The following is an 11,677-nucleotide window of genomic DNA, read 5'->3' on the forward strand; positions in this document are numbered from 1 at the left end:
AGCTGACATGACAGTATATAGTGGGAAAATTTCCGTTAAAATATGGCAAAAAATGTAAAAAATGCCCTAAAAAATGTAAAATTAACGCATATATATCAAGGGTTTGCAGGTATTAATGGACAAATTAAAAATATGTGATATAATACTAGCGGTGTCATATTTTTATTAATGTTTTTTTATTAACATTTTTGTTTCTACCGGAGGCCGGATTTTAGTGCAGACAGTTGCACACACAGCAGTATGCAGTAAAATTTTGGCTAGGAGATAGGAGTTGAAAGTATGTCAGTAATTGAAAGAAATATTGAGGAAATGAAGGAAGAGCTGAAGCAGCGTTTTGTAACCACTGCCCAGATTAACTACGGCCGTGAGCTTTCCGGCCTGGATGAGCATGAGATTTATGAGACTCTTGCCCAGGTAGTTAAGCAGTATACTTCCGAGAACTGGATTAAGACAAATAAGCAGTATCAGGAAAACGACGAGAAGCAGGTTTATTATTTCTCCATTGAGTTCCTGCTGGGGCGTCTCCTGAATACCAATCTGATTAACCTTGATTTGAAGAATGCTCTGAAGGCTATGCTGAAGGAGCTGAATCTTGATTTGAATAATCTCTATTCCGAGGAGCCTGATGCAGGTCTCGGCAACGGCGGCCTTGGCCGTCTGGCAGCCTGCTTCGTGGATTCCATGGCTTCTTTGGGCCTGCCTGCTCATGGTTGCGGTATCCGTTACCAGTACGGCCTCTTTGAGCAGAAGATCGTCAACGACCAGCAGGTAGAGATTCCTGATAACTGGCTGCGTAACGGCTTTGCCTGGGAGTTCAGGAAGCCGAACAAGGCCGTAAAGGTTCGTCTTGATGGCGAGGCGTATATGCGCATCAACGATGACGGTACCTCTACTGCCGTGCATGAGGGCTATACCGAGGTAACTGCCGTGCCTTATGATGTGCCTGTTATCGGCTACAAGAACCGTACTGTAAATACCCTGCGCCTGTGGAATGCAGAGGCAGGCCAGGACTTCTCCGATTACGCTACCCTGACCAATGATGAAATTAAGGAGCGTCAGGAGTACAGGAACAACGTCAACAAGATTACTGAGTTCCTCTATCCTGAGGACAGCACCAACGAGGGCAAGCGCCTTCGCCTGATTCAGGAGTACTTCTTCGTATCTGCCGGTGTACAGAGCATCGTGCGCCACTACATGCAGACTCATGATGACCTGTATGGCTTTGCCGACAAGGTTTGCATCCAGATTAACGATACCCATCCAGCTGTAGCAGTTGCCGAGCTGATGCGCGTATTTATTGATGATTACGGTATGGAGTGGGATGATGCCTGGGATATCACCAGGAACACCGTGGCATACACTAACCACACCATTCTGCCTGAGGCCTTGGAGAAGTGGGACAGGAAGCTCTTTAAGAAGCTGTTGCCGCGTATCGACATGATTATCGACGAAATCAACCGCCGCTTCCTCTATGAAGTACGTTCCAAGTACCCTAACGATGAGGAGCTGGTGCGTGAGCTGTCTATCCTGCAGGATGGCCAGGTTCATATGGCACGTCTGGCAGTGGTAGGCTCCTTCAGCGTAAACGGCGTGGCACGTCTCCACTCCAACATCCTGAAGGAAAGCACCCTGAAGTATTTCTACAAGTACTTCCCTGAGAAGTTCAACAACAAGACCAACGGCATTACCCATCGCCGCTGGATGATCAGTGCCAACAACGACCTGGCACACGTTATTGACGACAAGCTGACCAGGGCCTGGAGAGGCGACACTAGGATGATGAAGCAGCTGAACCAGTATGTGGACAACCCTGCTTTCCTGAAGTCCATCGACAAGGTAAAGCGTGCCAGAAAGCGTGCCCTGGCTCAGTATGTGCTGACTCACAACAAGGTCCGCATCAAGGTTGACTCCATGTTTGATGTGCAGGTAAAGCGCATTCATTCCTACAAGCGTCAGCTGATGAATATCATGCATATCATGTATCAGTATGACCGCCTGAAGAATGACCCTACCTACAACATGCCTGTACCTGTTGTTTACTTCTTCGGTGGCAAGGCCGCACCTGGCTACTTCATTGCCAAGGAGACCATCCGCCTGATTCTGGCTGTTGCCAACAAGATTAACACCGACCCTAGCATCGACGGCAAGATCAAGGTTGTCTTCCTGGAGAACTTCGGTGTATCCCTGGGTGAGATGGTATATCCTGCTGCTGATGTCAGCGAGCAGATTTCCACCGCTTCCAAGGAGGCATCCGGTACCGGCAACATGAAGTTCATGATGAACGGTGCCATCACCCTGGGTACTATGGACGGTGCAAATGTTGAGATTCACGAGCAGGTTGGCGATGACAACTGCGTAATCTTCGGCATGCGCTCCGAGGAAGTTATCAACCTCTACGAGCATGGCGGCTACAGTGCATGGGATGAGTATAACACCAATGCCAATGTCCGCAAGGTTATGAATCAGATGACTGACGGTACCTATGGCAACTTCCAGAGCCTGTTTGACTATCTGGTAAACAGCAACGACGAATTCTTCATCATGAAGGACTTCAATGCCTATATTGAAGCTCATGAGGAGATTGTGCGCCGTTATCAGAATCACAATGCATGGTTGCGTTCCTGCGCTGTCAATATTGCCAACTCCGGAATTTTCTCCTCTGACCGTACCATTGCCGAGTATGCAGAGGATATTTGGAATATCAAGCCAGTAGATATCAAATAAGTTTGCGAGAGGGGATGAGCAAATGAATTTATCACAGCTGACGGAATATGATACTTTTTTGTTCCATCAGGGTACCAACTGCAGAGCCTATGAAATGCTGGGAGCGCATTTGACCGAAGAAAACGGGGAGAAGGGCGTGCGCTTCACGGTTTGGGCACCAAATGCCAAGGAGGTCAGCGTAGTCGGTGAGTTCAATCACTGGGACACCCGTGTCAACAAGATGTCCAGGATTGACGATGGTGAGATCTGGAAAATCTTCATTCCTGGTATCAAGGAGGGGGATGTGTACAAGTATGCCATCATGCCGCAGCATGGCGGACCTCACATCATGAAGGCTGACCCTTATGGCTACTATGCAGAGGTGGCTCCTGCAACTGCTTCCCGTGTCTATGACATGAACCACTATGAGTGGCAGGATGCTGAGTGGCAGGAGAAGAAGAAGCGCACCCAGTCCTATGGCCAGCCTATGCTGACCTACGAGGTGCATCTGGGTTCCTGGCGCCGCACTCCTGAGGGCAATCAGCTTTCCTATCGGGATATGGCGGAGCAGCTGGTGAACTACGCCAAGGAAATGAACTACACCCATATCGAGTTCATGCCGCTCTGCGAGCATCCATATGAAGGTTCCTGGGGCTATCAGGCTACCGGCTATTATGCCGCTACCAGCCGCTTCGGCGCACCTGATGACCTGCGCTATCTCATTGACAAGGCCCATCAGGCAGGCATCGGCATAATCATGGACTGGGTACCTGGTCACTTCTGCAAGGACGATCCGGGCCTTCGGGACTTTGATGGACGCAACCTGTATGAGTCCGACAATCCGCAGCGTGCAGATAATGCAGGCTGGGGTACTACCAACTTTGATTATGGCCGCACCGAGGTACAGAGCTTCCTGATTTCCAATGCGATTTTCTGGATGGATCAGTACCATATTGACGGGCTGCGCATCGATGCGGTGGCAAATATGCTGTATCTGGACTATGGCAGGCAGCAGGGCGAGTGGCAGGCCAACAAGTACGGCGGCAACGGCAATCTGGAGGCTATTGATTTCCTCCACAAGCTGAATGAGGCCGTATTCAGGGAGTATCCTCAGGCATTGATGATTGCCGAGGAGTCCACCTCCTGGCCTAACATCTCCAAGCCTGTCTACATGGGCGGCATGGGCTTCAACTACAAGTGGAACATGGGCTGGATGAATGATACCCTTAGCTATTTCAGCCTTGATCCTATCTACAGAAAGTGGCATCATGACAAGATTACCTTCTCCATGATGTATGCTTTCAGCGAGAATTTCGTACTGCCGCTGTCCCATGACGAGGTAGTGCATGGCAAGTGCTCCCTGATCAACAAGATGCCGGGTGACTACTGGCAGAAGTTTGCCGGCCTCCGTGCCTTCTTTGGCTACTGGATGGCTCATCCTGGCAAGAAGCTTCTGTTCCAGGGCGGCGAGTTCGGCCAGTTCGTTGAGTGGAAGTGGGATACCAGCCTTGACTGGCATCTGCCTGAGAAGTACGAGATGCACACCAAGATGCTGGAATTCTCCAAGAACCTCAACAAGTTCTATGTGGAGAACAAAGAATTTTGGCAGGTTGACTTTGACTGGGGCGGCTTTGAGTGGATTGACTGCGATAACGCAGATGACAGCATGCTGTCCTTTATCCGCCGCGCTGATAACGGTGACTTTGTTATCGCTATCTGCAACTTTACTCCTGCTGTCCGTCATGGTGCCCGCTTCGGCGTGCCGAAGGCAGGCGTATATGAGGAGGTATTTAACAGTGATGCAGCTGAGTTTGGCGGTTCCAACGTGCTGAACGAGAATGATATTCCTAGCCAGGAGGTTCCTTGGAACAACAAGGCCCAGTCCATTCAGGTGACTGTACCGCCACTGGCTACCATTTATCTGCGGCTGAAAAAGGAGCGTCCCATAAAAGGTCAGCCTGAGACTGATAATACCAATGAAACTGCAGCTGAGGCAAAGGCTGTTGAGGCAGAGCAGGCAGCTGAGGCGGCTCCTGCACCGGAGGCAGAGGCTGCTCCTGCGGAAGAAATTGTTGCCGAGGCGCCGAAGAAGCGTCGCGGCCGTCCCAAGATGACCGCAGAGGAAAAGGCTGCTGCTGCTGAGAAACGTGCTCAGAAAAAGGCGGAAAAGGCTGCTGCAGAAAAGGCAGAGGCAGAGAAGCCTGCTGCCAAGAAGACAGCTAAGACAGCTGCCAAGAAAACTGCGGCAAAAAAGACAGCAGCAAAGAAAACTGCTGCCAAGGCTGAGCCTGATGAGGCAAAGCCTAAGCGCCGCGGCCGTCCGCCAAAGAAAAAGACAGAGTGATTCTGGCAGTTTTTGGGGGGAGACGGATAAGCAGGTTTCAGATTAGTTAAAATCTTATGTTTGTGAGGCGGGAGCTGCCGGCATGGTGATGCCGTTGGGGAGTGGCAGTTCCCGCCAGAAGGGATATATAATCCGTTTTTACGGAAGGGGTATGCGCAAGGGCGCTAGAAAGAAGGGTTTTTATGAAGGTGTTGTATGTAGCTTCCGAGGCTGTTCCATTTATTAAGACAGGTGGTCTGGCTGATGTGGCTGGTTCCCTGCCGAAAGAGCTGGCAAAGATGGGGGTAGATGCCAGGGTTATCCTGCCGAAATACAGCAAGATAGCTGAGCAGTACAGGTCCCAGATGAAGCATGTAGGGCATATCTTTGTAGATGTATCCTGGCGGCACAAGTATGCCGGTGTGGATATGATTGAGCAGGATGGTGTTACCTATTACTTTGTGGACAATGAGGATTATTTCAAGCGTGATGGCCTTTATGGCTATGGCGATGATGCAGAGAGATTCTCATTTTTCTCAAGGGCTGTCTTGAACCTTCTGCCGCTTCTTGATTTTTTCCCGGATGTAATCAATTCCAATGACTGGCATGCGGCTCTTGTCAATGTGTTCCTGAAGCTGGAGCATCAAGGAGACGAGCGTTATGCCAACATCAAGACGGTATTCTCCATTCACAACCTGAAGTATCAGGGCATGTTCAGCAAGGAGATTATGGACAATGTTCTGGGACTGGATTGGAAGTATTTCAACAACGGTGACCTGGAGTTCCATGATGCTGTCAACTTTATGAAGGGCGGCATCGTCTACGCTGATGTGGTCGGCACTGTCAGCCGTACCTATGCCCAGGAAATCCAGTATCCTTACTTTGGTGAGCAGCTGGATGGCCTCCTGAGAACCAGGGGGGAGAATATTGTCGGCATCGTTAACGGCATTGACTACGATGTGTACAACCCGGAGACGGACCCGAACCTGTTTGTCAACTATACTGCTGATACTATCGGCAAGAAGGCTGACAACAAGGAAAAGCTGCAGGAGCAGCTGGGGCTGCCTGTTGACCGCCGCATTCCGATGATCGGCCTGGTGTCCCGCCTGGTGGCAGCCAAGGGCCTGGATTTGATCGTCCGCGTTATGGATGAGCTTTTGCAGGCGGAGGAGTGCCAGTTTGTGCTGCTAGGCACAGGTGACAAGCAGTATGAGGACTGGTTCCGGGGACTGCAGTGGCGCCTGCCTACCAAGGTATCCGCCAACATCCGCTTCTCCAACGAGCTGGCGCAGCGCATCTATGCAGGCGCGGACCTGTTCCTGATGCCGTCCGAGTATGAGCCGTGCGGCCTGGGGCAGCTGATTGCCCTGCGGTATGGCACGGTGCCTGTTGTGCGCGCTACCGGCGGACTGAAGGATACGGTGGAGTCCTTCAATAAGTATACTAATCAGGGCAATGGCTACAGCTTTAACAACATTAATGCCCATGATATGCTGTTCACCATCAAGACTGCCCTGGCAGACTATCGTGATCCGAATATCTGGCAGCATGTTGTGGAAAATGCTATCAACAGTGATTTCAGCTGGCACAAGTCTGCAGAGGAATATCTGGATTTGTACAAGCGCATTGCTGTAAAGCCTGAGTAATTTAAATTTTTAGCATAAGAGAAACTCGACGGGGTAGTAGGTGTTTATATGCAGCCTCACTCGTCGAGTTTTTTGCAAATAGTGAATAATAGTCAATCATGTGAATGTTTCCTGCTGCATAGGCGGGGACGATGAAGCTGATGAGAGAAATTGTGGGGAGAGATTAGATGCCACAGTTAAAACATGTAGAACACAATTCGCAGAATGAATTTTATCGCAGTCCTGTGGGAGCGGCAGAGGCAACTACAGGTATTCGGTTGCGCCTGAAGCTGGAGCTTTCGGAGTTGGGCAATGTCCAGCCATCTATCCAGATCAAGGCAAGGTTCTGGCGTGAGCGGGTAGGCGAGATGGTCTATGAGCTTTTGCCGGAGGACCCGGTGGGCGGCGAGATGTATTATTCCGCCCATATTACCATGCCTGAGAGGGGCTGCCTTCTTTGGTATTATTTTATTATTACCATGGATGGCAGAACCTGGTACTACGGCAATAACAATGAGCGCATGGGCGGGGTGGGAATTCTGTCCGACAATCCGCCATCCCAGTCCTACCAGATAACGGTATTTAACAAGGGGGCAAGGACGCCGGACTGGTTCAAGCACTCTGTCATGTATCAGATTTTCCCTGACCGCTTTTATCGCAAGGGCAATACCCTGGTGGAGAAGAAGGGGGCTGTATATCATGCCAGCTGGAACGACAAGCCATGCTACTACAAGGACCCTGATACCCGGGAAATCGTTGCATACGACTTCTTCGGGGGCAATCTGGCAGGTATCCGGGAGAAGCTGGGCTACCTCAAGGATTTGGGCATATCTGTTATTTACCTGAACCCGATTTTTGAGTCTGCCAGCAACCATCACTATGATACTGGTGACTACCACAAGGTAGACCCTATCCTGGGCACCAATGAGGAGCTGAAGCAGCTTTGTGCTGATGCAAAAAAAATGGGCATCCGCATTATGCTGGATGGCGTGTTCAGCCATACAGGCGATGACAGCCGTTATTTCAATAAATATGGCAACTATGATACGCTGGGAGCCTATCAGTCCAAGGAGTCTCCTTATTATGACTGGTACTGCTTCAATAATTATCCTAACGGCTATGAAAGCTGGTGGGGCTTCAGCACCCTGCCAAATGTCAAGGAGGAAAACCCTTCCTATATGAAGTTCATCATCGAGAATGAGGACAGCGTGCTGAAATACTGGATGAAGCAGGGCATCTGCGGCTGGCGCCTTGATGTGGTGGACGAGCTTCCTGAGAAATTCACCCAGACCTTCTACAAGGTTCTCAAGGAAGTGGATAAGGATGCAGTTATGCTGGGCGAGGTATGGGAGGATGCTTCCAACAAGAGTGCTTACGGTGTATCCCGTGAATACCTCTGCGGCCAGGAGCTGGATTCTGCCATGAATTATCCGTTCCGGCAGGTAGTGCTGGACTTTTTGCTGGGATATGCTGATGCAACTCAGATTTCCAAGCGGCTCAAGAGCTTGATGGAGAACTACCCGAAGCAGAATTTCTATGTCATGATGAATCTGCTGGGCAGTCATGACAGGGAGCGTATTCTTACCCTGCTGGGTGAGGCCCCTAGCCAGGAAGGTGTACCTGCTGTCCGTCAGGCACAGTACAAGCTGGATGGGCCAAGGCTTCACAAGGGTATTCAGCGTCTCAAGGCGGCTATTTTGTGGCAGATGACCTTCCCGGGAGTGCCTAGTGTTTATTATGGTGATGAAATCGGTTTGCAGGGCTACCGCGACCCTTATTGCCGAGGCACCTATGACTGGGAAAACGGCGATGCGGAGCTCAGGCAGTGGACCAGAAAGCTCATACATTTGCGCAACAAGCATACGGCATTGCAGACAGGCAGCATCCTGCCTATCTATGCCAAGGGAGATGTATACGGCTATGCCCGTGTGATTGATAAGCAGAAGGATGTCTTTGGCATGGAGGCGGAAAATGAGGTATTTATTGTCCTTATTAACCGCAGCAGCGAGCCAAGGCATGCTTCCCTGGATGTGCGGGACCTGGCGGCAGGCATCATGGTGGATGCCCTTGGTGACAGGCCGGATATCAGGATTATGCGGGGCAGGCTGGAGGTTGATATCCCGGCTTATGCCGGCCTTGTATATCAGCACAAGCCGGCGGCAGCGGCTCTTGCCAAAGGGGCACGCCAGTGCGGTGTGCTGTTGCATCCTACTTCCTTGCCATCTCCGTTTGGTATCGGTGACCTGGGGCCTGAGGCGTACAAGTTCGTGGACTTTTTGGCTGAGTCCGGGCAGAAGATTTGGCAGATATTGCCGCTGAACCCTGTGGGAGCAGGCAGCTCTCCGTATGCTTCTCCGTCTGCCTTTGCCGGCAATCCTTTGCTTATTTCTTTGGAGATGCTGGCAGATAAGGGAATTTTGACCGAGGTGGATTTGCAGGATGCTTCTGTCATGGATAATGGCAAGACGGATTATTCCTGGGCGCAGATGCTGAAGCCGTCCCTGATGTTCAAGGCCTATATCAATTTCTTTAATACCAGTACCAAGGAAGACAGGGAGGATTTCCAGAAATTCGTGGATGCCAATCAGTACTGGCTTCGGGATTATGCCATGTTCCAGGCATTGAAGGACTGGCACAATGGCAAGGGCTGGAATGAATGGGATGCTGAATTCGTCCGCCGGGACGAGGTGGCATTGGATGCCATGGAGGAACAGCTTTCCTACGAGATTGGGGAGGTAATGTTCGAGCAGTACATCTTCAACCAGCAGTGGCAGGCTCTGAAGAAGTACGCCAATGACAAGGGCATCAAGATCATGGGAGATATGCCGATTTTTGTTTCCCAGGATAGTGCCGATGCCTGGGCGCATCAGCAGCTGTTCAAGCTGGATCAGAACGGCAGGCCTTACAAGGTTGCCGGTGTACCGCCTGATTATTTCAGCGAGACAGGCCAGCTCTGGGGCAACCCTCAGTATAATTGGGAGATTATGAAGCAGGATGGCTATGACTGGTGGATTCGCCGTTTCAAGAATATCCTGAAGCAGGTGGATATTGTGCGCATTGACCATTTCAGGGGTTTTGAGTCCTTCTGGGAGGTTGATGGTGATGCCAAGACAGCTATTGATGGTGCATGGCGTCCGGGCCCTGGCAAGCCGTTCTTTGACCTGGTGCGGAAGGCAATCGGCAATGTGCCGATTGTGGCAGAGGACCTGGGCGTGATTACCGACCAGGTGGAGCAGCTGAGGCAGGATTGCCAGTTCCCTGGCATGAAGGTGCTGCAGTTTGAGCTGCACTTCAACGAGAACGGCCGCATCAATTTCGTGGAGCCTGAGGACAGCATCGTCTATACCAGCACCCATGACAACAATACTATCGTGGGCTGGCTGAAGGAGAATGCTTCCCGTGCCGAGGCAGAGGCTATTGCCAATATGCTGGGCGTGCCGGGGGCAACTCCTGAGGAGCTGGGCAAAAAGCTGGTGGAGCATGCCTATGCTTCCGAGGCCCGCATGGCTATTATCGCTATGCAGGATGTACTGGGGCTGGACGGCCAGCATCGCATGAACCTGCCGGGTACTGCCGATGGCAACTGGTCCTGGCGCATGACGCCTGGCATGCTGACCAAGGAGAGGTCTGCATGGCTCAAGGGGCTGGCTGACAGGTACAAGCGGTAATTAATATCTTGCAATTTAAAACCTGCATGGACGCCTGGTATGGGCGGACATGCAGGTTTTCTATTTTCCATCTTAAGATCTACAGCACAAAATTTTCGAGAAAGGTGAATTATAAAGCCTTGATTGAATATATTTTGTTTTTATGCTACAATACATATGTACATAAAAATTGGTGTGAGGAAGCATTGAGATGAGTAAATGGAGAAAAGATAAGCGGATAGCAAAATGGAATAAGCTGACACTGCGCAACAACTTCATGTTCAGATTGGTCATGGAAAAGCAGGAATTGTGCAAAAAATTGATAGAGTGCATTCTCGGTATCAAAATAAAATCAATATCATATATGGAACACGAAAAGAGCTTTGAGGCAAATCTAAAGAGCAAGGGCATACGCCTTGATTTATTTGTTATTGATGAAGATGGTGTTGCCTATGACATTGAGATGCAGATGGATAACAGCTATAAGGAATTTCTGGGCAGACGAACCAGATATTATGTATCCACTATGGATAACAATGCCTTGAAGAAGGGGGAAAGATATAGCCAGCTGCGCAAATCCTATGTTATTTTTATCTGTACCTTTGATCCATTTGGCAGGGGTCTTGCCAAGTATACTTTCAATGCTATTTGCAACGAGGACCACAGCCTTGTTTTAGATGATGGCGTAACCCGTGTATTTATCAATACTGAGGGAGATAGGCATAGGATAAGTAAGGAATTGGCTAGTCTTATAGGTTATATCTCAACCGGGGAAGTAACTGATGATTATACCAAGGATTTAGATGAAGAGGTTAGGGCTCTTAGGAATGATGACGGAAGGGAGCGTGATTATATGACTTACATGCAGACTATAATGGAGCATGAGGATATGGCGTATAGCCAAGGGATTAGCCAAGGAATTAGCCAAGGAATTAGCCAAGGAATTAGTCAGGCAAATAAGGCAACAGCAATCAAAATGCTCAAAGCCAATAAGCCATATGAGGAAATCTCTGAATTTACGGAGCTGACGTTGTCAGAAATCAGGGAACTAGCCGCATCTTTGCATATTGTACATTGAATTTGAATATCGAATATAACTGCCGCTTGATGAAAAATTACTACATGCGGCAGTTTTATTTTTCTAAAAGGGGGCTATTTATAATATTTTCCCAATTAATAGTGATGCCGTCTTCTAAAGCAGCTTTCAGTCACGCTCTTTTTCATCTATGGTATTGTGGTTACAGCATCAATGTGGAGTTAGAATATAAATAGTACAAGTCAAAATGAGAAATCCTAAATAAGTTCATGACATGGTACAATATATGTACCTATCTTGAGGAGGATTTCAGAATGGCTAAACAACATGACAAACAGTTTAA

5 protein-coding genes are annotated in these 11,677 nt (G+C 49.5%); all 5 read left to right on the forward strand.

The genetic code is table 11. From position 1 onward, the window contains the following. Positions 1 to 279 precede the first annotated feature (279 nt). The 5 genes from FYJ84_RS05965 to FYJ84_RS05985 all read left to right on the forward strand — a co-directional run bounded on the left by FYJ84_RS05965 (position 280) and on the right by FYJ84_RS05985 (position 11,376). Entirely contained in the window at positions 280 to 2,724 is a 2,445-nt protein-coding gene (locus FYJ84_RS05965; RefSeq protein WP_154406678.1) for a glycogen/starch/alpha-glucan phosphorylase, read from the forward strand. Positions 2,725 to 2,746: 22 nt separating this feature from the next. Continuing rightward, positions 2,747 to 5,047 carry a 1,4-alpha-glucan branching protein GlgB gene (gene glgB / locus FYJ84_RS05970; protein WP_154406679.1) on the forward strand — a complete coding sequence of 767 codons (2,301 nt, stop codon included), beginning with the start codon at positions 2,747 to 2,749 and terminating at the stop codon, positions 5,045 to 5,047. A 182-nt stretch (positions 5,048 to 5,229) separates the two neighbouring features. Further along, complete coding sequence (gene glgA / locus FYJ84_RS05975; RefSeq protein ID WP_154406680.1) at positions 5,230 to 6,672, forward strand: glycogen synthase GlgA; 1,443 nt, start codon at positions 5,230 to 5,232, stop codon at positions 6,670 to 6,672. Positions 6,673 to 6,839: 167 nt separating this feature from the next. Then, positions 6,840 to 10,319 carry a 4-alpha-glucanotransferase gene (gene malQ / locus FYJ84_RS05980; protein WP_154406681.1) on the forward strand — a complete coding sequence of 1,160 codons (3,480 nt, stop codon included), beginning with the start codon at positions 6,840 to 6,842 and terminating at the stop codon, positions 10,317 to 10,319. A 190-nt stretch (positions 10,320 to 10,509) separates the two neighbouring features. After that, positions 10,510 to 11,376 (forward strand): Rpn family recombination-promoting nuclease/putative transposase, encoded by an 867-nt coding sequence (locus tag FYJ84_RS05985; RefSeq protein ID WP_154406682.1) that lies wholly within the window; start codon positions 10,510 to 10,512, stop codon positions 11,374 to 11,376. Positions 11,377 to 11,677: the final 301 nt, after the last annotated feature.

It is taken from the genome of Anaerovibrio slackiae, from assembly GCF_009695585.1.
Classification (GTDB): Bacteria; Bacillota; Negativicutes; order Selenomonadales; family Selenomonadaceae; genus Anaerovibrio; species Anaerovibrio slackiae.

Coding starts and splice junctions, on each gene's coding strand:
- FYJ84_RS05985 (WP_154406682.1), top strand. CDS start 10,510: ATGAGTAAATGGAGAAAAGATAAGCGGATAGCAAAATGGAATAAGCTG.
- malQ (WP_154406681.1), top strand. CDS start 6,840: ATGCCACAGTTAAAACATGTAGAACACAATTCGCAGAATGAATTTTAT.
- glgB (WP_154406679.1), top strand. CDS start 2,747: ATGAATTTATCACAGCTGACGGAATATGATACTTTTTTGTTCCATCAG.
- FYJ84_RS05965 (WP_154406678.1), top strand. CDS start 280: ATGTCAGTAATTGAAAGAAATATTGAGGAAATGAAGGAAGAGCTGAAG.
- glgA (WP_154406680.1), top strand. CDS start 5,230: ATGAAGGTGTTGTATGTAGCTTCCGAGGCTGTTCCATTTATTAAGACA.